At 61.2% G+C, this 19,512-nt stretch carries 21 protein-coding genes; 10 read left to right on the top strand and 11 right to left on the bottom strand.

The features are described from left to right. Nucleotides 1-92: 92 nt before the first annotated feature. A complete protein-coding gene (gene selD / locus FZX09_RS10015) occupies nucleotides 93-2,120 on the bottom strand; it encodes a selenide, water dikinase SelD (protein WP_226402425.1) in 2,028 nt (675 codons plus the stop codon). Beyond that, on the bottom strand, nucleotides 2,117-3,178 hold the full coding sequence (gene galE, locus FZX09_RS10010; protein ID WP_226402423.1) for a UDP-glucose 4-epimerase GalE: 1,062 nt from the start codon (nucleotides 3,176-3,178) through the stop codon (nucleotides 2,117-2,119). The genes selD and galE overlap by 4 nt, the downstream gene beginning before the upstream one ends. Nucleotides 3,179-3,262: 84 nt before the next feature. Here galE and hisS point away from each other — a divergent pair, with 84 nt between their 5' ends. The 4 genes from hisS to FZX09_RS09990 are packed head-to-tail and all read left to right on the top strand — an operon-like array spanning nucleotide 3,263 to nucleotide 7,930. Continuing rightward, nucleotides 3,263-4,555, top strand: a complete 1,293-nt coding sequence (gene hisS / locus FZX09_RS10005) for a histidine--tRNA ligase (protein ID WP_226402421.1) — start codon at nucleotides 3,263-3,265, stop codon at nucleotides 4,553-4,555. Between the two features lie 2 nt (nucleotides 4,556-4,557). After that, nucleotides 4,558-5,508, top strand: coding sequence for a UDP-glucuronic acid decarboxylase family protein (locus FZX09_RS10000; RefSeq protein WP_226402419.1), 951 nt, complete (start codon nucleotides 4,558-4,560; stop codon nucleotides 5,506-5,508). Further along, complete coding sequence (locus FZX09_RS09995; RefSeq protein ID WP_226402417.1) at nucleotides 5,505-6,908, top strand: nucleotide sugar dehydrogenase; 1,404 nt, start codon at nucleotides 5,505-5,507, stop codon at nucleotides 6,906-6,908. Before FZX09_RS10000 ends, FZX09_RS09995 begins: the two co-directional genes overlap by 4 nt. Further along, complete coding sequence (locus FZX09_RS09990) at nucleotides 6,908-7,930, top strand: NAD-dependent epimerase (protein ID WP_226402415.1); 1,023 nt, start codon at nucleotides 6,908-6,910, stop codon at nucleotides 7,928-7,930. Before FZX09_RS09995 ends, FZX09_RS09990 begins: the two co-directional genes overlap by 1 nt. Nucleotides 7,931-8,021: 91 nt before the next feature. On the opposite strand, the gene FZX09_RS09985 is transcribed toward FZX09_RS09990, so the two are convergent. The 6 genes from FZX09_RS09985 to FZX09_RS09960 form a co-directional block, all read right to left on the bottom strand. Continuing rightward, nucleotides 8,022-8,222 (bottom strand): photosystem II reaction center protein J, encoded by a 201-nt coding sequence (locus FZX09_RS09985; RefSeq protein ID WP_011363231.1) that lies wholly within the window; start codon nucleotides 8,220-8,222, stop codon nucleotides 8,022-8,024. A gap of 10 nt (nucleotides 8,223-8,232) precedes the next feature. Next, nucleotides 8,233-8,352 carry a photosystem II reaction center protein L gene (locus FZX09_RS09980; RefSeq protein WP_006852026.1) on the bottom strand — a complete coding sequence of 40 codons (120 nt, stop codon included), beginning with the start codon at nucleotides 8,350-8,352 and terminating at the stop codon, nucleotides 8,233-8,235. An 8-nt stretch (nucleotides 8,353-8,360) separates the two neighbouring features. Next, a complete protein-coding gene (gene psbF, locus FZX09_RS09975; protein WP_166015669.1) occupies nucleotides 8,361-8,501 on the bottom strand; it encodes a cytochrome b559 subunit beta in 141 nt (46 codons plus the stop codon). 3 nt (nucleotides 8,502-8,504) lie between these two features. Further along, nucleotides 8,505-8,753 carry a cytochrome b559 subunit alpha gene (gene psbE / locus FZX09_RS09970; RefSeq protein ID WP_006850675.1) on the bottom strand — a complete coding sequence of 83 codons (249 nt, stop codon included), beginning with the start codon at nucleotides 8,751-8,753 and terminating at the stop codon, nucleotides 8,505-8,507. Nucleotides 8,754-8,824: 71 nt separating this feature from the next. After that, complete coding sequence (locus FZX09_RS09965; RefSeq protein ID WP_226402413.1) at nucleotides 8,825-9,826, bottom strand: photosynthesis system II assembly factor Ycf48; 1,002 nt, start codon at nucleotides 9,824-9,826, stop codon at nucleotides 8,825-8,827. A gap of 9 nt (nucleotides 9,827-9,835) precedes the next feature. After that, on the bottom strand, nucleotides 9,836-10,234 hold the full coding sequence (locus FZX09_RS09960; RefSeq protein WP_226402411.1) for a rubredoxin: 399 nt from the start codon (nucleotides 10,232-10,234) through the stop codon (nucleotides 9,836-9,838). 83 nt (nucleotides 10,235-10,317) lie between these two features. Between FZX09_RS09960 and FZX09_RS09955 the strand changes: the two genes are divergently transcribed. Genes FZX09_RS09955 through FZX09_RS09945 form a run of 3 tightly spaced genes read left to right on the top strand, consistent with a single transcriptional unit; the run spans nucleotide 10,318 to nucleotide 11,986 of the window. After that, nucleotides 10,318-10,680 carry an NAD(P)H-quinone oxidoreductase subunit 3 gene (locus FZX09_RS09955; protein WP_011363234.1) on the top strand — a complete coding sequence of 121 codons (363 nt, stop codon included), beginning with the start codon at nucleotides 10,318-10,320 and terminating at the stop codon, nucleotides 10,678-10,680. Nucleotides 10,681-10,682: 2 nt separating this feature from the next. Then, nucleotides 10,683-11,423 carry an NADH dehydrogenase subunit K gene (locus FZX09_RS09950; protein WP_226402409.1) on the top strand — a complete coding sequence of 247 codons (741 nt, stop codon included), beginning with the start codon at nucleotides 10,683-10,685 and terminating at the stop codon, nucleotides 11,421-11,423. Then, nucleotides 11,420-11,986, top strand: coding sequence for an NAD(P)H-quinone oxidoreductase subunit J (locus tag FZX09_RS09945; protein WP_226402407.1), 567 nt, complete (start codon nucleotides 11,420-11,422; stop codon nucleotides 11,984-11,986). Before FZX09_RS09950 ends, FZX09_RS09945 begins: the two co-directional genes overlap by 4 nt. 5 nt (nucleotides 11,987-11,991) lie before the next feature. Here FZX09_RS09945 and yvcK read toward each other — a convergent pair whose 3' ends face one another. Then, nucleotides 11,992-13,344: a gluconeogenesis factor YvcK family protein gene (gene yvcK, locus FZX09_RS09940; protein ID WP_226402405.1), complete on the bottom strand. Its 1,353-nt coding sequence runs from the start codon at nucleotides 13,342-13,344 to the stop codon at nucleotides 11,992-11,994. A 152-nt stretch (nucleotides 13,345-13,496) separates the two neighbouring features. On the opposite strand from yvcK, the gene FZX09_RS09935 reads away from it, so the two are divergent. Continuing rightward, complete coding sequence (locus FZX09_RS09935; protein ID WP_226402403.1) at nucleotides 13,497-14,255, top strand: ABC transporter ATP-binding protein; 759 nt, start codon at nucleotides 13,497-13,499, stop codon at nucleotides 14,253-14,255. A 5-nt stretch (nucleotides 14,256-14,260) separates the two neighbouring features. After that, nucleotides 14,261-15,121 (top strand): MlaD family protein, encoded by an 861-nt coding sequence (locus tag FZX09_RS09930; protein ID WP_226402401.1) that lies wholly within the window; start codon nucleotides 14,261-14,263, stop codon nucleotides 15,119-15,121. 50 nt (nucleotides 15,122-15,171) lie between these two features. On the opposite strand, the gene FZX09_RS09925 is transcribed toward FZX09_RS09930, so the two are convergent. After that, entirely contained in the window at nucleotides 15,172-17,280 is a 2,109-nt protein-coding gene (locus FZX09_RS09925; RefSeq protein WP_226402399.1) for a putative cobaltochelatase, read from the bottom strand. Nucleotides 17,281-17,318: 38 nt separating this feature from the next. On the opposite strand from FZX09_RS09925, the gene folK reads away from it, so the two are divergent. Beyond that, nucleotides 17,319-17,801 carry a 2-amino-4-hydroxy-6-hydroxymethyldihydropteridine diphosphokinase gene (gene folK, locus FZX09_RS09920; RefSeq protein ID WP_226402397.1) on the top strand — a complete coding sequence of 161 codons (483 nt, stop codon included), beginning with the start codon at nucleotides 17,319-17,321 and terminating at the stop codon, nucleotides 17,799-17,801. On the opposite strand, the gene FZX09_RS09915 is transcribed toward folK, so the two are convergent. Beyond that, complete coding sequence (locus FZX09_RS09915; RefSeq protein ID WP_226402395.1) at nucleotides 17,743-19,461, bottom strand: ATP-binding cassette domain-containing protein; 1,719 nt, start codon at nucleotides 19,459-19,461, stop codon at nucleotides 17,743-17,745. The two genes, folK and FZX09_RS09915, sit on opposite strands and share 59 nt — an antisense overlap. Between the last annotated feature and the right edge of the window lie 51 nt (nucleotides 19,462-19,512).

Raw genomic sequence — 19,512 nt, 5'->3', positions numbered from 1 at the left:
TGGACCTCCACAGGCCATGGAGCGCAAGCTCAAACTCTTGCAATCACAAGTTGAGCAGGCTGGTTACCACTGTGATCAACCTGCGAACGACCTCAGTCATGTGCAGCTGTTGTGTTGCCGATCTGAAGCCATGGGCCGTTCCTAGTGAGTTGAGCTGCGGCCTTGCTGGTGCAGGCCAGTAGCAAGGGACCACAGGTCTGTGGGTCAACCAGCAGTTCGAGCATGGCTGGCGACGCGTTATTTCTTAGCTGAACCGGGCCCTCGAGCCATCGCCAGGCAGCACGGTTGGAGGGGGCCAGAGTGCTGGAGACGCCTTGTTCGAACAGCTCAAGTGCACCGGGGTACGCCGGGATGGCAGGACCCTCTAGTTCGATGGTCAGTCCTGGACTGTTCTGGAGCATTTCGCCCAGATGCCCAAGCAGGCCGAAACCGGTGATGTCGGTGCAGGCGTGAATGCCCCTGCGGATTGGCTCGATCTGTTCAAGCAGCGTGTGCTGGCTGCAGGCCATGGTCTGCAGCGCAGTATCCAGATCAGCCGCCTTGGTGGCGCCACTCATGGCCCCCGCAAAAAGCACCCCGGTGCCCAGGGGGCGACTGATCAGCAGTGCATCTCCTGGGCGTAGGCCCGTTTTCAGCCAGGGTGATTGGGGGCTGTTGCCGTTCACCGTGAGGGTGACCTGCACCCCGAGGCTGGCCGGCAGCGGTGAGGTGCTGCGGGATTCCATTGTGTGTCCACCGATCAGCGCGGCGCACTGTTCATCCAGAACCGAGCGGATGCCTGCCAATGTCTGCACCAGCAGCTCCTGCTGTTCGTCGGCTGAGATCATCGGCAGCGTGATCGTTGCCATAGCGCTGGAGACCGGGGCACCGCAGGCCCAGAGATCAGAGCAGGCGTGGAGGGCTGTCAGACGGCCGTTGAGCCAGGGGTCACTTACCAGGGCTGGAAAGCCATCCATGCTCTGCAGGAGTCCTGGATGCCCAGCAAGATGGGCGGCGTCTTCGGGCTGTCCCCCCAGCCCCACCCGCTCCAGTGCTGCGGCCAGGGGTTGGGCCGGCAACTTGGCCGCGCAACCCCGGCAGGCCATCGGTGCTGCATCGGCCATCGCTGCTGGCTGCAGAAATCCAGTCATGAAGGCCCGATCGATCCGTTGCTTCAGGTGCCAAAGCAGGCGGGATGGCCCCATTCGCCAGCCGCCCCAACGCGCCCAGGCGGCATCTTCATGACTGCCGATAAGTTGGAGGGCTTTGCGCTGAGGATGCCAGGGCCGTAGGGGTTTCCCCTGGCAGGCTGCTTCCAGATTGATGGCCAGGGGGCGTCCGGCGCGCACCGCCCACACCCCAGACGCTGGCCGGGGTGATGTGCTGATCACGGCACAGTCGCCGCTGGCGAAAAGGCATGGATGACCTTCGACCCTCAGGTGGCGATCGGTGCGGACCCGACCATCGGGAGCTAAAGGCAGACCAGCCGTCGCCAGCCAGGCGACCCCCTGGCTTCCCGTGCAGAGCAGGCTGGGTCCGTTGTGGTGGCTGTCGTCGTCGGTGACGGCGATATTGGCCTTTCGCAGCACGTTTTGGACGGCTGGATCCAGCTGTCCCCTGCGCTGTTGCAGCTGGAGCTCGCGTTGTGGCCAGCGACGGCGTAATGCCAGGACCACCTCCAGGCCGGCAGCTCCCGCTCCGATCACCCGCAGTGGATTGGGATCGCTTGGGTCTTCGCTTTCGAGAAAGGAAAGCGAGGCTTCCAACGGTTTGATGGGGACCCCTGCGGCGCTCGGTCGGCTCACCGCTCCCACATCCAGGCTGAGCCAATTGAAGTGGAGTGCAGGGCGGTCGCGGAGGTGCAGAAGGTTTTGCTTAGGATTCAATCCGGTGATTTCTGCTTCTACGAAAGCCACCCCGACTCGGTCACAAAGCTGACGCAGGTCGATAGCGAGCTCGTCGCGTTGATACAGCCCGGCGATCAACCCCGGCACCATGCCTGAATACAGGGCTGTGCTGCAGCGGTTGACCAGGGTGATGCTCTGTTGCGGGCGTCGCTCCGGCTGCATGGCCCAGCGTTTGAGCAGAAGTGCATGGCTGTGGCCGCCACCGGCTAGAAGCAGTCCACCAGGTCCAGTCATGGGTTCTGCCGATACCCCGCTGGATTGGCCTGCTGCCAGGACCAGCCATCGCGGCACATGTCGGTGAGCGTGCGTTTCGTACGCCAAAGGAGGGTGCTGGCGGCGCATGTGGGATCGGCCACGGTGATGGCGGCATCGCCAGGTCGCCGGTCGACGAGGGCGTAGGGGATGTCTTGTCCGCTGGCGGCGGAGAAGGCGTTGACCACGTCGAGAACACTGGCCCCATCGCCGCTGCCGAGGTTGCAGGTGAGGTGCTGTGGCCCTTGGCTCAGCAGCGTTTCGAGGGCGGCTTTGTGGCCTTCAGCAAGATCCATCACGTGGATGAAGTCGCGCACGCCGGTGCCATCATGGGTGGGCCAATCGCTGCCAAAAATTTTGAGTTCCTCGCGACGGCCGACAGCGACCTGGGAGAGGAAAGGAAAGAGGTTGTTGGGGATGCCCATGGGGTCTTCTCCGATGCGACCGCTGGGATGGGCACCCACGGGATTGAAGTAGCGGAGGGATGCGATGCGCCAAGTGTTGGGAGCGCTGTTGTTGAGATCCGCGAGCATCTGCTCAACAGCGGCTTTGGAAAAGCCGTAAGGGTTGATGGGTTGGATGGGTGCTGATTCAGGGATCGGAACGGTTTCGGGGTAGCCGTAGACGGTGGCGCTGCTGCTGAAGACAAGGGTGCGGCAGGCATGGGAATCCATGGCCGCGAGCAGAGTTCGTGAGCCCGCGACGTTGACATCCCAGTATAGAAGTGGCTTTTCAACGGATTCGCCGACCGCTTTGAGCCCGGCGAAATGGATGACGGCATCAAAGGGACGACCAGTGGCGGCAGCCGCCGAAAAGAGCTCATTGAGGGTGATGGGATCGCGGATGTCCCCTCGCTGGATCTGCAGCCGTTGGCTGTCGAGAGCAACGTTGGCGACAGCGGCCACCCTGGCAAGGGCTTCTGGAGAGCTGTTGGAAAAGTTGTCCAGGATCAGCAGGTCGTAACCGGACTCGAGCAGAACGAGGCAGGTGTGGCTGCCGATGAAACCGGCGCCGCCTGTGACCAAAACGCGGCTGCCCATCGTTCGCAGAGTTCACAACACGATCTGATTTTGAAGCAGCTGAGGCCACCCGGCAGACTGAGTTGCTGTACCTGAATCCCGTACGTGAGTCAGCTCCAGAGCCTCAGGGGCATGGTGGATCTGCTGCCGGAGGCGCTTCAGCGCTGGCAAGCGGTGGAGGCCATGGCGCGGGAGCATTTCCAGCGTTCTGGGTTTGGTGAGATTCGGACGCCACTTTTAGAGACGACGGACCTGTTCTGCCGTGGCATCGGTGAAGCCACCGATGTGGTGGGCAAGGAGATGTACAGCTTTCAGGATCGCGGCGATCGCTCCTGCACCTTGCGGCCGGAGGGCACCGCATCAGTGGTGCGTGCTGCCCTTCAGCACGGTTTGCTGAGTCAGGGCGCCCAGAAGCTTTGGTATGCGGGTCCGATGTTTCGCTATGAGCGCCCTCAGGCGGGCCGGCAGCGGCAGTTCCATCAGATCGGGGTGGAGTGGCTCGGGGCAGAGCGGGCTCGGAGCGATGTTGAGGTGATTGCTCTGGCCTGGGATCTGCTCGACAGCCTGGGTGTCGGTGGTTTGCAGTTGGAGCTGAACAGCCTTGGCACCGCTGAAGACCGTCAGGCCTACCGCAATGCCCTGGTGGCTTGGCTTGAGCAGCGGTCTGAGGCGCTCGATCCTGATTCTCAGGCGCGGTTGAGCACCAATCCCTTGCGCATCCTTGATTCCAAAAACGAAGCCACCCAGGCGCTGTTGGAGGAGGCTCCAACGCTGGCGGATGCGCTTTGTGAGGCCAGTTGTGAGCGTTTTGTAGACGTGCAGCGCGGGCTGACCTCCCTGGGCGTTTCTTTCCGGCTCAATCCGCGGCTGGTGCGGGGTTTGGACTACTACAGCCACACGGCCTTTGAGATCACAAGTGATCAACTCGGGGCTCAGGCCACCGTCTGCGGTGGTGGTCGTTATGACGGCTTGATCGGCCAGCTGGGAGGCGCCCCAACCCCCGCCATAGGTTGGGCTCTTGGCATGGAACGGTTGTTGCTGGTGCTGGAAGCAGCAGCCCAGGCGGATGCTCAGGGTATAGCTGCGAGGTTGACGGCGGCCGCAGCCCCTGATGTGTATGTGGTGAACCGTGGTGATGCGGCAGAGCGGGCTGCTCTTGTTTTGGCTCGGGACCTACGGGCTTCAGGGCTTCGGGTGGAGTTGGATGCGTCGGGCTCCGCTTTCGGCAAGCAGTTCAAGCGGGCCGATCGCAGCGGTGCGCGTTGGGCCTTGGTGATCGGTGATGACGAGGCTGAGCGCGGTGAGGTGCGCCTGAAGGCGTTGAACCAGCAGACTGAGGAATCCACCGTTGCACTCGCTCCTGTGTCCGCGATCGTGGAGAGACTGCTGACCCCCTGAGGATGCAGATCAACCTCGTCACTGGCGGTGCCGGCTTCCTTGGCTCCCACCTGATTGATCGCCTCATGGAGGCTGGCGATGAAGTGATCTGCCTGGACAATTACTTCACAGGACGCAAGGCCAACATTGCGCGTTGGATCGGCCATCCCCGTTTCGAACTCGTCCGCCACGACGTCACGGAACCGATCAAGATTGAGGTTGACCGAATCTGGCATCTTGCTTGCCCTGCCTCACCGATTCACTATCAGTTCAATCCGGTCAAGACGGCCAAAACCAGCTTCCTAGGCACTTACAACATGCTGGGACTGGCCCGGAGGGTGGGGGCACGGTTGCTGCTCGCCAGCACCAGCGAGGTTTACGGGGATCCTGAGGTGCACCCTCAGCCTGAGAGTTACTGGGGCTCCGTTAATCCGATTGGTGTGCGCAGTTGCTACGACGAGGGGAAGCGCATCGCAGAGACGCTCTGTTTCGACTACCAGCGCATGAATGGCGTTGAGGTGCGGGTGGCGCGCATCTTCAACACCTATGGACCACGCATGCTGCCGGACGACGGCCGGGTTGTGAGCAACTTCATTGTGCAAGCGCTGCGCGGCGAACCACTGACGCTCTATGGCAATGGCAGCCAGACCCGTTCTTTCTGCTACGTCAGTGATCTTGTTGAAGGCTTGATTCGCTTGATGAACGGCTCTCACATGGGCCCGATCAACCTCGGTAACCCCGATGAATTCACGATTCGACAGTTGGCCGATTTGGTGCGGAAGCAGGTCAACCCGGCTTTGCCATTGGTGGAAAAACTTCTCCCAAAGGATGACCCTCAGCAGCGGCAGCCGGCGATCGATCTCGCCCGCCAGCAGCTGAATTGGCTACCAACTGTGTCACTGGAGCAGGGTCTGTCGCCCACCATCGACTCGTTCCGTAATGTCCTGGAACTTGGCGAAGGCCGCGGAACGTGACCATTCAACGGATCTGCTGCATCGGTGCTGGGTATGTGGGCGGCCCGACCATGGCGGTGATTGCCGATCGCTGTCCGCAGGTTCAAGTGCAGGTGGTGGATATCAACCAGGCCCGTATTGATGCTTGGAATGATGCCGACCTCGGCAAGTTGCCGGTTTATGAACCAGGTCTCGACTCCGTTGTGGAGCGCGCACGGGGACGCAACCTTCATTTCTCCACCGATGTGGAGGCCTCGATCGCCGCTGCCGAGATGGTGTTCATCTCAGTGAACACCCCCACCAAGACCAAAGGCTTGGGGGCTGGTCAGGCCAGCGATCTCCGTTGGGTGGAAGCTTGTGCCCGCACCGTGGCGAAGGCCGCCTCGGGCCACACGATTGTTGTAGAGAAGAGCACCTTGCCCGTGCGTACGGCTGCTGCGATTCAAACCATCCTGGAAGCCGCCAGTGAGGGAGACGATCAGCGCACGTTCTCGGTGCTCTCCAATCCTGAGTTTCTGGCGGAAGGAACGGCCATCCGTGATCTGGAGACTCCCGATCGGGTGTTGATCGGTGGTGATGATCCGGCAGCTGTTGATGCCCTGGCAGAGATCTATGCCAATTGGGTGCCCCAGCAACAGATCCTGCGCACCAATCTTTGGAGCAGTGAGCTTTCCAAGCTCACGGCCAATGCCTTTTTGGCGCAACGGATCAGCTCGATCAACTCCATCGCGGCGTTTTGTGAAGCCAGTGGGGCGGATGTTCGCGAGGTGGCTCGGGCCATTGGCACAGACAGTCGGATTGGTCCGAAGTTCCTCAACGCAGGGCCCGGCTTCGGTGGCAGCTGTTTCCAGAAGGACATCCTCAACCTGGTGTATCTCTGCCGGCATTTCGGACTGCCGGAGGTGGCGGATTATTGGGAAAGTGTTGTGGCTTTGAACACCTGGCAACAGCACCGAATTGCCCGGTTGGTGGTGCAGAAGCTGTTCGGCACCGTCACGGGAAAGCGGCTCGCCATCCTTGGCTTTGCCTTTAAAGCCGACACCAACGACACCCGCGAATCTCCGGCAATTCGCATCTGCCGTGATCTACTCGAGGAAGGTGCTCAGCTGGCCATTCACGATCCCAAGGTGACGGCTCAACAAATCGCCCGCGACCTCCAACAGGAGGCAGCACCCCAGCCGGATGCTCTCAGTGGAACCGGCAGTTGGTCTGAGGCCGGTAGCGTTGAGGACGCTGTAACCGGGGCCGACGCCGTGCTGGTGCTCACCGAATGGCAGCACTACAGGGTTCTTAATTGGATGGCTCTGGCCGCACTGATGCGCAAGCCAGCATGGCTCTTTGATTCGAGGGCTGTGACCGATCCCGAACAGGTCAGAGCGGCGGGTCTGACTCTGTGGCGTGTCGGAGACGGAGAGGGTTGATGTCGCGAACTGTTCTGATTACCGGTGCGGCGGGCTTCATCGGTGCAGCCCTCTCAACACGACTGCTGCAGCGCGGAGAACGTGTTATAGGCCTCGATAGCCTGAATGATTACTACGACCCCAGCCTGAAGCAGGCAAGGTTGCGGCAGATCGAAGCGATCGCCTCTGAAGATGCCTGGCGCTTCGCAGACATGGCTCTGGAGGACGGTGATGCCCTGATGGCGTTGTTCGCTGCTGAGAAGCCGGAGGTGGTGGTGAACCTCGCCGCTCAGGCCGGTGTTCGTTACTCCCTGGAGAATCCGGCGGCCTACATCCAAAGCAACCTGGTGGGCTTTGGCCATTTGCTGGAAGGGTGCCGTCACTACGGCACCGAAAACCTGGTCTATGCCTCGAGCAGTTCGGTGTATGGCGGGAATCGAAATTTGCCCTTCCATGAGCAGCAGCCGGTCAACCACCCGGTGAGCCTTTATGCCGCCAGCAAGAAAGCCAATGAGCTAATGGCACACACCTACAGCCATCTCTATGGTTTGCCGGCGACTGGTCTGCGGTTTTTTACGGTGTATGGCCCCTGGGGTCGACCCGACATGGCCCCGATGCTCTTCGCACGAGCCATCCTTGCGGGTGAACCGATCAAGGTGTTTAACCACGGCAAAATGCAGCGGGATTTCACCTACATCGATGACATCGTTGAAGGGGTGCTGCGTTGCTGTAATAAGCCAGCAACTGCTAATCCGGCGTTTGATCCACTTCAGCCTGACCCGGCCACGGCAGCAGCACCGCATCGAGTATTCAACATTGGCAACAGCCAACCAACTGAGCTTTTGCGCTTCATCGAAGTGATGGAAAAGGCCCTTGGCCGAGAGGCAATCAAGGATTTTCAGCCGATGCAGCCTGGTGATGTGGTGGCGACTGCTGCGGACACCACTGCTTTGGAGCAATGGGTGGGCTTCAAGCCATCCACCTCCATTGAGACAGGAGTGGATGCGTTCGCCCTCTGGTACCGCGACTATTTCGAGGTATGAACCACAACGTTTGTGCTCAGGTCTGGGCAGATTGAATCAGGCACAAAAAAACCGACCACAAGGGCCGGTTCATCTCTTTGGGAAGAATCAATCAGGCTGAACCGACACCGGTGTAAGAACCATAGAAGAACAGGCCTACAACGAATAGAACGGCCATTCCTCCTGCAGTAGCAACAAGCCAGAGGGGAAGAACCCCTTCAGTCCAGCGACTTCTCCAGGGAACAGCCGGTGTGCCATCAGGATTGCGATCGGGAATTCGACCGTCGGGGTATGGGGATTTTTTTCCGCTCATCGAATAATCCTCAGTTGAAGAAGTAGCTGGACATGAGCACTCCGGTCACGAAGACAAACAGAAGGCCTAGGTACAGGCTCGTGCGGTTGAGCTCAACCGGAAGGTTGTTGGGGTTGGGATTGCGTTCCATGGGTCAGATCAGCGGCGGATGAACTGCATCGCGCCGAGGGCGCCAAGGAAGAACACTGTCGGGATACCGAGGGTGTGCAACGCCAGCCAACGCACCGTGAAGATTGGGTAGTTGCGTGGCGTGGTGGCGACGGGTGGTGCTTGTGTCATGACTTATTTCAGGCGGATGTCGAGTTCAGATTTGCCCTCGTAGCGCTGGCTCACCACAGGAGCCTTGCTCTCAGATGCTTGGAAATAAGCATCGGGGCGAGGGGTGCCGAAAGCGTCGTAGGCGAGGCCAGTGGACACGAACAGGAAGCCTGCCAAAAAGATGGAAGGCAGTGTCACGGCGTGGATCACCCAGTAACGGATGCTCGTGATGATTTCGAAGAACGGTCGTTCCCCTGTTGAGCCGGCGGCCATAGCGTTGGGCGTGTCAGAACTGCGATCTTAGGAGGTGGGTTTGGTGAGCTGAGGGCGAAGGGGTACCTCAGTTACACAGCGTTGCCAGCCCAACGGAGCAGGTTGCCCCGCTCACCCAGCACAAAGGCATGCTCTCCGTCGAAGACCATACGGGTGAAGTTGCTGGGTTGACGGTCCCCGACAGGGTCGTTTTCCCAGCTTTCGCCGCCGTCTTTGCTCACCAGAAGAGTGCCATTGCCGCCGCCGGCCCAAATGGCTCCGTCGTCGTCCCAGGCCAGATCCATGTAGCCATAGCCGTTAGTGATGGGAATGATGGCTTTGCTCCAGCTGTCGAAATTTCCAGGTTCATCGTTGAGGCGTATCTGAGCACCGCGAGCAACCATCCAGAGATTGCCGTCGGGCTGGAAGCCGATGCTTTGCAGCCGCTGGCTGCTCACGCGCTGGTGCACCTGCCAGACGGAATCGCCCGGTTCCCATGTGGCATAGAAGTTGCCGAGGCCACTCACGCTCACGTAGCTGCCATCGTTGCTACGTCGCAAGTCGCGTACGGCACCTGCGGCATCGGTCACCTTGGCTTCCCAGCTGCTGCCGTCGTTATGGGTCTCGTAGACCGCCCCCACGTTGGTGGCAAGTTCTGCTGAATGGCTGCTAAGGGCAGTGATCAGGTAAGGCTCACCGGGCAATTTGGTGTCGAGGAATAGGCGAGTCCAGTTCTGGCCGCCGTCGTCGCTGTGCATCAGTAGCCCTGGCTGCCCTGCGATCCAGCCTTCATCGCCATTGAAGTCGATGCTGATCAGACGAAAGTTCTCTTCGTCGGGCAGGTCAAGACTGCGCTCGCTCCAGTGGGCGCCACCGTCATTGGTTTCCCGGATCATCCGATTGCTGCCCACCAGATAGCCGTGGCGGCTGTCGGTGAAGGCCACATCCAGTGGGTTGGCCTGGGTGTCGAGATCTATGGCCTGCCAGGGGCTGGTGGTGGCCGTGGGAACGTGGGTCGTAACGCAGCCGCTGAGGCTGACCCCCAACGCAAAAACCAGTATCAGCTGGGTCGCAGAGTTCAACAGACGTTTCATGGGTTGGCCTCAGCGCAGGGAATAAAGGGATAAGAAGAAGGCGAAGCCGAGGGCAAGGCCGCCAAAGATCAGAACATTCTTCTGTCCTGGGGTCATTCGGTTGACACCGAGGCCGAAATTCAGATTTTCGTCGAAGCCGCTGGCTTTGGCGCGTGGGCCGATGTCGCGGAAAGCGGCCACTCTGCTCCTGCAGACCGGACAACGAAAAGACATCGGGTCGAGATCTTCGAAAGCCGTGTTGGCTTCGATACCAACCTTTTTGACGCCTTCCTCAGGGTCGTAGACGTAGCCACAGCTGCGGCATTCGAAACGGTGGGTCCGTGTGTCGCTCTCCGGGGCGGTTTCAACCTCTGGCTCCACCGCTTCGGTCGCTTCGACCGGCTGGGAGGACTGTTGTTCGTCGCTCACCGCTGTGTTGCTGGGCCAGATGACTCTATCGGCGACAACTCCCGGCAGTGAATGCCAGACTGGCCTGGTCTACGGGGACCTTCATGTTTGCCCTGCCCGGCTACGACGCCTTCCTGGGGTTTCTGCTGATAGCAGCAGCAGTGCCTGTGTTGGCTCTGGTTACCAACAAGTTGGTAGCACCGAAAAGCCGTGCCGGTGAGCGCCAGCTCACCTACGAATCCGGCATGGAACCCATTGGCGGCGCCTGGATTCAATTCAATATTCGCTATTACATGTTCGCTCTGGTCTTCGTCATTTTCGACGTCGAGACCGTGTTTCTTTATCCCTGGGCTGTGGCGTTCAATCGTCTTGGATTGTTGGCCTTCATCGAAGCCTTGATTTTCATCGCCATCCTCCTGGTGGCCTTGGCCTACGCCTGGCGCAAAGGCGCCCTTGAGTGGAGCTAGTCATGTCTGAAAACACATCCCCCTCCATTTCTGCTGTTCGCGATCTGCGCGAAGCCAGCTGTGGTCCGATTGGTGCCCCGAAGGTCACCAACGACCTCAGCGAGAACGTCATCCTCACCAGCTTGGATGACCTGCACAACTGGGCCCGTCTGAGCAGTCTTTGGCCCCTCCTTTATGGAACAGCCTGCTGCTTCATTGAATTTGCAGCGCTTTTGGGTTCTCGCTTCGATTTCGACCGTTTTGGTCTCGTTCCTCGAAGTTCACCGCGCCAGGCCGACCTTCTGATCGTGGCCGGAACGGTGACCATGAAAATGGCCCCAGCCCTGGTGCGGCTTTATGAGCAGATGCCCGAGCCGAAGTACGTGATCGCCATGGGCGCCTGCACTATCACCGGGGGCATGTTCAGTGCTGACTCCACCACCGCTGTGCGCGGCGTCGACAAGCTAATTCCGGTAGATCTCTATCTTCCAGGCTGTCCGCCCCGCCCCGAAGCCATTTTTGACGCCGTGATCAAGCTGCGTAAGAAAGTTGGGGATGAGTCGCTGGTGGAGCGGCGCAAGCATCAGCAGACCCATCGCTACATGACGGTCTCCCATCAGATGAAGCGTGTGGAGCCCGTCGTGACTGGCGCCTACCTCCGGGCTGAATCCCAAAAAGCCGCCCTGGCTGCAGCTCCGTCTGGTCAGACCCTGGCCACCGATGCAGCTGTGCTCACCCCTGCTGCTGAATCTGTCGAGCTATGAGCGAAACCCCTTCCAAAAAATCTACCGCCTCTCATGAAGCGGGTGCAGTTATTGCTCCCAACCCTGGTCCGGTGAGCCAATGGCTGAACAAGCAAGGCTTTGATCACAACAATCTGGAGCCTGACCATCTCGGTGTTGAGCAGATCGGCGTTGAAGCTGCCGTGCTTCCGATGATTGCTGCGGCTCTTAAGAGCAACGGTTTCGACTATTTGCAGTGTCAGGGGGGCTACGACGAAGGTCCTGGTAAGCAACTGGTTTGCTTCTATCACCTGTTGGCGATGGCTGAACAGGTTCAGGCCATGGCGGCCGATCCTTCAGTCAAGTTGCGGGAAGTGAGGATCAAAGTCTTCCTCAGCCGTGAGGGAACCCCCTCACTGCCCTCGATCTATGGCCTGTTCCGTGGTGCCGATTGGCAGGAGCGTGAAACCTTTGACATGTACGGCATTCAATTCGAGGGGCACCCGCATCCCAAACGGTTGCTGATGCCTGAAGATTGGAAAGGCTGGCCCCTACGAAAGGACTACGTTCAGCCTGATTTCTACGAAATGCAGGACGCCTATTGATTCCTTCAAGAAGCGTTCTGTGCCCGGTGGCTGCGGTAAAACCGCATTACTGCAAGTGCAAGGCTGCGGGAGTCGTGGCGCAGTGTTGCTGTTGGCCTAACCCCCTGAAGAGGTGCTTGAGTGACGTCGTAGCCGTCTGAGCGGAGTCCATCTGCATCGCAACGCACGGGATCGGCACCGCGGCTTTGGTAGTACCGCACCAGATCAGACTCGGGCAGGTCGTCTTGGGCTAGGAGGGCATTGAACAGCCTGGGCTCAATGCCGAGGCTGGCGAGCTGAGCTTCGATGGCTCTGATATGGCCACGCACATCCAGTCCATCCGTTTCGCCGGGCTGCGTCATCAAGTTGCAGATGTAAAGCCTGGGTGCCTTGCTGCGTTTGATGGCGCTCACCAATTCCGGAACCAGCAGATTGGGGAGCAGGGATGTGTAAAGGCTGCCCGGCCCGAGAACGATCAGGTCTGCATTGGCGATCGCTTCAAGGGCTCGGGGCAATGCAGGTGGACGTTCGGGAATGCAGCCCAGACGAACAATGGGGCTTGGGGCGTGGCCGATGTTGCTCTCGCCTTCGATGCGTTGGCCGTTCTCCAGCTCCGCCCAGAGCCGTACATCCACATTGGTGGCTGGTACGACCTGGCCCTGCACCGCCAGCACACGACTTGACGCGGTGATGGCTGTTTCCAGATTGCCTGTGATCGCTGAGAGGGCTGAAAGAAACAAATTGCCGAAGCTGTGACCCTCCAGGCCGCTACCAGCCGAAAAGCGGTATTGGAATAGGCGGGTGAGCAGTGGCTCTTCGGTGGACAGGGCGGCCAGGCAGTTGCGGATGTCACCTGGGGGCAGCACTCCCAGTTCACGCCGGAGCACTCCGCTGCTGCCGCCGTCATCAGCGACGGTCACAATGGCGGTGATGTGACTGCTGTATCTCTTGAGGCCGCTCAGCAGGGTCGATAAGCCTGTTCCGCCGCCGATGGCCACGATGTTGGGCCCCCGGTTCAAGCGGCTTTTGGCTCTCAGAGCATCCACCAGAACGGTGTCCTTGTCGGGGGCGAGAGCCTGTTGAATAGAGCCGAAGCTGCGGCTTTGCCCCCATAGCAAAAGGCCACTGCCGATGAGCACCACCAGGGGGCCGGTGATCTCGCGGGGCAGCACGGTGGTGAGGGTGCTCAGCAGCCAGCTGAGGGTTTCCAGAATCCAGTAAATCGGTTTCAGGTCGGCCCAGACGGCTGCCCCCAGCAGCGCCATCAGCAGGCCCAAGCCGGAAGTCAGCAGCCAGCGTTTGACAACCAGGCCAGGTTGTAACCAGCGCACGGCCCTTTGGGATCGGGTCATCAGATCCCGTCGCCGTTTATCGCGCATGATCCGGGCTTGGCGTCTGCTTGTCGGGGGCTTTCGCGCCAAAGAACGGCTTGGTGAGCAAGTTCACCGAACTGTACGGAGCTTGCGGAAAGGCGGCAGGATGTTTGTGTTTTTCGGCCCAGACCGTGCCGCAGCTTGAACCCGTCGTGGAGATGCGGGACCTCATAATGCAGTGGGGTCCTCGGCCTGTCTTGGATCGGGTCAACCTGACCCTGCGTGCCGGGGAGCGCTTGGCCGTGGTGGGTCCATCAGGGGCTGGCAAGTCAACGGTGTTGCGTCTGCTGGCTGGTTTGCAGTTGCCCACAAGCGGTGAGCTGCGCTTGTTCAACAAACCCCAGACATACCTTCGGCTAGACCAGACCGATCCACCGGACGTGCGGATGGTCTTTCAGAACCCTGCTCTGTTGGCATCGCTTACCGTTGAGGAGAATGTCGGCTTCCTGTTGCGGGAACGGGCGCAGTTGTCGCGGCAAGAGATTCGCAATCGTGTTCACAGCTGCCTGGCGGCGGTGGGGCTCTACGACGTGGCTCACCTCTATGCCGGTGAATTGAGTGGTGGCATGCAGAAGCGGGTGAGCTTCGCCCGTGCGCTGATTGATGATCCTCAGCGGGGGGATCAGTCGATGCCCTTGCTGTTGTATGACGAGCCCACAGCTGGGCTCGACCCCGTGGCTTGCACGCGGATCGAGGACTTGATTGTGAAGACCACCACTGTGGCGCAGGGATGTTCGGTGGTGGTGAGTCACGTGCGCAGCACGATTGAACGCTCCGCGGAACGGGTGGTGATGCTCTACGACGGCCAGTTCCAGTGGGAAGGCTCGGTGGATGCGTTCCGCACTACAGACAACCCCTATGTCGTCCAGTTCAGGACGGGTAGCCTGCGCGGACCGATGCAACCGGCGGAGCACTAACCACCATGCGACGCAGCGTTCGTGATGCCATCGTCGGATTCACGGTGATTGGCGGCGTCATCGGATTTGCTTCAACGGCCCTTTGGCTTCTGGGGGTTCGTTTGGGGTCCAGCCGCTGGTCCCTGACCGCCCGTTTCAACGATGCGGCGGGCCTGGCAGAGCGTTCTCCTGTCACCTATCGGGGCATCCTGGTTGGTTCGGTGCGCTCGATTGAGGTCACGCCTGTGGCTGTGGTGGCAGAGCTTGAGATCGACAAAGGTGATCTGCGCCTGCCTCTCCCCGTGACGGCCACGGTGGGGGCGGGCTCGCTGCTGGGTGGTGACGCCCAGGTGGCACTGGTGAGTGGTGCTACTCCCCTTCCCAATAACGCACCTCTCCCCCGCGGGACCGATTGTCAGCCAACGCGTCAGCTCTGCAATGGTGGAACTGTTGTGGGAGGAGAGGCCCCGAGCCTCTTTACCGTGACAGCAACAATGCACGAGCTGCTGGCAAAGGTTCAGGACGAACGGGTGATCCCCAATGTGGCTGCCTCACTCGAGCAGATTGAGGCCACCACGAAGGAATTCAAGGCGCTGACGCTTCAGTTGCAGGACGAACTGTCCAAGGCAGCTCCCGTGATTCGCAATCTGGAGGCGGCCACGGCTCACGTGAACAACATCGTCTCCTCTCTCGATAATCCCCAGACGGTGAGTGAGATCAAGCAGACGGCCGCCAATGCTGCCCGGCTCACCGCCAAGATCGATGCTGTGGGTGGCGATGTGGCGCAACTTACAAGTGATCCTGAGTTTATGAAGGGCGTGCGCAATCTCACCATCGGCTTGGGTGAATTGTTTAGCGAAATCTATCCGGCGCAAATCGCTCAATAGGCACGATGCCGGATCAATATTGATGTGATTTCGACCCGATATCGTGCTGATTAGATGTTGCTGATGGCGTCCATCGCAACCGCTGCAATCGCCTGATCGCTTGCCTTGGGCAGCTGAACGTATTTGCCGCCTGCAGCTTCGGCGAGGTCTTTGCCCATGCCGCTACCGATGAACTTGCGCTCGGTGTCGATCACCAGCAGCTTGATGCCGAGCATCCGGTAGCGGGCGGCAACGTCCAGCACCTCTTGCTTGAGGTCGGGTTTCTCCTCTCCCTCCAGCTCGGGTTGGCCCAGGGAGGTGCTGAGCGGCACGTTCCCGCGTCCGTCGGTGATGGCCACCACCACCACCTGGCCAAGATCTCCAGTGGCCAGAGCATTGGCGCCAACGCGAGCTGCCTGGGTGAGGCCATGGGCCAGAGGTGAACCGCCGCCGCAGGGCATTGATTCCAGGCGTCGACGTGCTGCCGTGATCGAGCGGGTGGGGGGGAGCAGCACTTCGGCTTGATCGCCCCGGAAAGGGATCAGGGCCACCTCGTCGCGGTTTTCATAGGCCTCGGTGAGCAGCCGGATCACGGCACCTTTGGCACTTTGCATTCGGTTCAGGGCCATCGATCCACTGGCATCCACCAGGAACACCACCAAGGCACCGGCCTTGCGTTGCAGCAACTTGGCCCGCAAATCGCCTTCTTCCACGATCACAGAACGGCCTGGTTTTCGTTCGCGGCGGATCTTTTGGTAAGGCGCCGCTGCCCGCAGGGTGGCGTCCACGGCGATCCGGCGGACCGGCCCGCGGGGCATCATCGGTTTCACGTAGCGACCACGGCTGTCGCTGAGCACCACCGAACGGCTGCCGCTATTGCCACTTTTGGCTTTGGCAGCATTGAACAGCAGCAGATCGGGGTCAACCTCGATCGCTTCGGGATCGAGCATGAACTCCTCGGGCACCGCCGGTGGGGACTGGTCTTCTTCGCTGTCACCCTCGTCATCATCGGTGTTGTCGTCCTCGCCGTTGTCTTCCGGAGGGTCGTTCTCCTCCTCGTCGGATCCCTCCGGTGGTGGGGGTTGGTTGTCCTGTTGCTGGTCGCCTTGGTCCTGGGGCGGCGGTGGCGGCTCCTGGTCCTGCGGTGGCGGTGGTTCCATCTGTTGGTCTGGTGGCGGCATCTGGGAGGCCCGGGGTGCAATCACCAAAGCCACGGCCACTTGCAAGTCTTCGGCTTCCACTTGATCCCTGCCGCTGAGGGCGGCATGGGCCTTGGCCACCCTCACCGCGTAGAGCTCGGAACGATGGCCCTCTACACCACCGCGGATGGCTTCGGTGACGAGGTATCCGATCTGTTCGCCGCTGATCTGCACATCTGGCAGCCACTGGCGAGCCAGCAGAAGTTGGGTGGCCAGGGCATCGGTTTCCTCGCCCCACTTCTCCGCAAAGCTGCGGCTGCATTGGCCATGGCTGATTACCGCATTGGTGATTTCCACCCGCTGCTCAGTGCTCACCAGCTGATTGGCCGAGAGTGCGATGGCAAAGCGATCCAGCAGGTGATCGCGGATGTTTCCCTCCTCTGGGTTGTAGGTGGCGATCAGCAGCGGCCGGCAGGGGTGGCTCAGGCTGAGACCTTCTCGCTCCACGTGGTTTTCGCCGCTGCCCACGGCCGCCAGCATCAAGTTGACGATGCCGTCATCCAGAAGGTTGAGTTCGTCGACGTAGAGAACACCGCGGTGGGCATCCGCCAGCAGGCCGGGCTGAAACACAGCACTGCCACTGGACAGGGAGGCGGCGACATCTACGGCGCCCACCAGGCGGTCTTCAGTGATGCCGAGGGGGATCTGAACGAAGGGGGCGGGGATCACCGTTGATGGAGCTTTGCCGCTGATCCGTTCCCGGGTGGCGTCGTCCCATTCCTCTGGAATTTGTGGATCAAGATTTCGTCCCACACCCCCTTCAGCGTCAACAATGTCGATCGGAGGGAGCAGGGCATGTAAGCCCCGTGCCAAGACTGATTTGCCGGTGCCGCGCCCACCCGCGATCACCACTCCCCCCAGGCCAGGGTCGACTGCCGCCAGTAAGAGGGCGAGCTTGAGGGTCCCATGGCCGGTAATGGCAGCCAGGGGAAAGGCGCGGGTTGCCTGGTCGTCCTTGATCGCTACACCGCTTGCCACCATGGACGCGTTCAGCCCGTTCGTGCGCGCCAGTCTCGCTGATGCCCCCCATCGATGACCCTTTTGTTGCGGTGGCGCTGGGGGCGAACCAGCCCAGTGCGGCGGGATCGCCGCGGGAGACGTTGCTAGCGGTGCGGCCTTTGTTGGAGGGGCTGTTCACGCGTTGGTCTGCTCAACAGCTCCGCTTCTGCTGGTCGCAGCTCGTGGAGACCACGCCCGTCGGTCCGGTGGATCAGCCTGATTACCTCAATGCCGTGGTGCTGGTGGAGGGGCTGAAGGCCCCGCCGAGCGAGGCCGCCGCCTTGCAGCTGCTGGATGTGCTTCAGGGGTTGGAACAGCAATTCGGCCGCGACCGATCGCGGGAACAGCGCTGGGGGCCCCGCAGCCTCGATCTGGATCTGCTGTTCTGGGGGGAGCTAAGGCTGGATCACCCGAGGCTGGTGCTGCCCCACCCCCGCTTGCATCTCAGGACGTTTGTGCTCGCGCCGTTGTTGGAAGCGATGCAGGGTTCGGCTCCACCGTGATCACCTGATCGGCCTGGGCCAGGAGCTCCGGGTCGTGACTGCTAATCAGCATCAGCCGTTGCTGGGCGCGTTCGCGAATCACCGAACGAACCTGCTCAGCGGCCTTGGCGTCCAGGAAAGCCGTCGGTTCATCGAGCACCTCGAGTGGCTTGTTGCGCAACCAGGCCCGCAGCAGCCCCAGCCGATGAATCTCTCCGCCGGAGAAGGGATCCTGCGCCAGGGCGAGCGGTGCATCCAGCCCGCCCTGGCGCAGAAGCAGGTGGGCCAGTCCCAGCCGTTGCAGCCAGGTTTCGATGTCGTCTCGATGGAGATTCGCCCCCAGCAGCAGGTTGTCGCGCAGGCTCGCTTCAAACAGCACCGCGTTCTGGGGGGCATAGGCGATCAGCTGATGCATCTGCCGCGCCCCGGCCAGTCCGCTCAGTCGCCAGGTGTCGTCAGCGCAGTTCAGCTGCCAGTGACTGTCTTCCTCGTTGAGCAGTCCACAGATGCGATCGATCAGGGTGGTTTTGCCGCTGCCGGAGGGGCCGGTGATCGCCACCAACCCATTGGCGCTCAGGTCAAGCGACCTCAGGCCGGTGGAGGCGTTAGCGCTGCTGCTCCAGTGCAGCTGGCTCCAGCGCGCCGTTGAGAGGCTGATCAAGCTGGCTTTAGCAATCGTGCGGTCGCTGGCTTCGCCCTGGCGCGGGACCAGCTGGTCGCGCCGCCGGCACAGCGCCTCATAGCCTGGCAGGCTGCCCAGACAGAGGCGGCGGGCCTGTACCACCGTGCTCAGGGAAGCACTGGCGCGGTAAGCCAACACCAGGGTGGTGGTGAGCGTTTCGGCGGTCAGGGCCTCCTCTTGAAGCAGCATCCACAGACCGGCGACGGCCACCACCAGGGTGTCGCGCCAGGCGTTGTAGCTGGCCCGGCGGCGCACCCGTTCCCGCAGCAACCAGCGCCCTTCCGCCGTTTCCCTGGCGAATCGCTGTAGCAGCCAGCCCTTCGCTGTTGCGGCGCGCAAGGCCTTGAGACCATGCAGCCCATCCCCGACGGTGCGCTGCAGGGCTGCATTCAGTCGACTCTGGATGCGGCCCAGGCTCCAGCTGCCGGAGCGCTGCAGCAGGGCAGCTGCCGTGGTAGCCAGCAAGGCGAGCAACAGCGGCCAGGCCGTGGCCCGGCCGACTAGCACCACGCTGGCGAGGTAGATGCCCATGGCCAGCAGCGACTGCCCCATCCGCACCGCCTGGTCCAAGCTCAGTGCCGTGCGGTTGATGTCGGCCATCAGCAGGGCGAGCAGTTCGCCGCGCCCCAGCCGGTCCAGCTGAGCCGAGGAGGCCTCGAACACCTGGTGCAGCAGCTGCTGCCGGAGCCGATCGGTGAAGCCCGAGCGCAACCGCTCCCGCTGAATGGCCACCTGGGCCTGGATCAGACCGCGCAGCAGGATCAGGCCCACAAGGATCCCCAGACTCCCGGCCACGGGCAGGCCCTGAATCAGCCCTCGTGAGCCGCTGCCCAGCAGCAGCGTCACCGCCAGACCCAGACCGGCGATGTCGAGCAGGCTGCTGAGGCTGCTCAGCCCGCTTAGCCAGGCGAGGTGTCGCCATCCCGCTTCTCGGGCTAAGGCTTTGAGCAGCTGGATCTGCCGCAAGCGGGCCAGCGGTGGTGGACCTGATCGTTTCAAGGCAGGCGGCACGGGGGGCTGGGCTCACCCGCCATGCTGGGCCACAGCAAT

The sequence above is a fragment of the Synechococcus sp. MU1643 genome (assembly GCF_020514095.1).
Taxonomy (GTDB): Bacteria; Cyanobacteriota; Cyanobacteriia; order PCC-6307; family Cyanobiaceae; genus Parasynechococcus.
This window is presented reverse-complemented; position numbering and strand designations above follow the sequence as displayed.

Coding starts and splice junctions, on each gene's coding strand:
- FZX09_RS09990 (WP_226402415.1), top strand. CDS start 6,908: ATGTCGCGAACTGTTCTGATTACCGGTGCGGCGGGCTTCATCGGTGCA.
- FZX09_RS10000 (WP_226402419.1), top strand. CDS start 4,558: ATGCAGATCAACCTCGTCACTGGCGGTGCCGGCTTCCTTGGCTCCCAC.
- psbF (WP_166015669.1), bottom strand. CDS start 8,501: ATGACACAAGCACCACCCGTCGCCACCACGCCACGCAACTACCCAATC.
- FZX09_RS09980 (WP_006852026.1), bottom strand. CDS start 8,352: ATGGAACGCAATCCCAACCCCAACAACCTTCCGGTTGAGCTCAACCGC.
- selD (WP_226402425.1), bottom strand. CDS start 2,120: ATGACTGGACCTGGTGGACTGCTTCTAGCCGGTGGCGGCCACAGCCAT.
- folK (WP_226402397.1), top strand. CDS start 17,319: ATGCCCCCCATCGATGACCCTTTTGTTGCGGTGGCGCTGGGGGCGAAC.
- FZX09_RS09955 (WP_011363234.1), top strand. CDS start 10,318: ATGTTTGCCCTGCCCGGCTACGACGCCTTCCTGGGGTTTCTGCTGATA.
- FZX09_RS09945 (WP_226402407.1), top strand. CDS start 11,420: ATGAGCGAAACCCCTTCCAAAAAATCTACCGCCTCTCATGAAGCGGGT.
- psbE (WP_006850675.1), bottom strand. CDS start 8,753: ATGGCCGCCGGCTCAACAGGGGAACGACCGTTCTTCGAAATCATCACG.
- FZX09_RS09925 (WP_226402399.1), bottom strand. CDS start 17,280: ATGGTGGCAAGCGGTGTAGCGATCAAGGACGACCAGGCAACCCGCGCC.
- FZX09_RS09950 (WP_226402409.1), top strand. CDS start 10,683: ATGTCTGAAAACACATCCCCCTCCATTTCTGCTGTTCGCGATCTGCGC.
- FZX09_RS09930 (WP_226402401.1), top strand. CDS start 14,261: ATGCGACGCAGCGTTCGTGATGCCATCGTCGGATTCACGGTGATTGGC.
- FZX09_RS09965 (WP_226402413.1), bottom strand. CDS start 9,826: ATGAAACGTCTGTTGAACTCTGCGACCCAGCTGATACTGGTTTTTGCG.
- FZX09_RS09935 (WP_226402403.1), top strand. CDS start 13,497: ATGCGGGACCTCATAATGCAGTGGGGTCCTCGGCCTGTCTTGGATCGG.
- yvcK (WP_226402405.1), bottom strand. CDS start 13,344: ATGCGCGATAAACGGCGACGGGATCTGATGACCCGATCCCAAAGGGCC.
- galE (WP_226402423.1), bottom strand. CDS start 3,178: ATGGGCAGCCGCGTTTTGGTCACAGGCGGCGCCGGTTTCATCGGCAGC.
- FZX09_RS09985 (WP_011363231.1), bottom strand. CDS start 8,222: ATGAGCGGAAAAAAATCCCCATACCCCGACGGTCGAATTCCCGATCGC.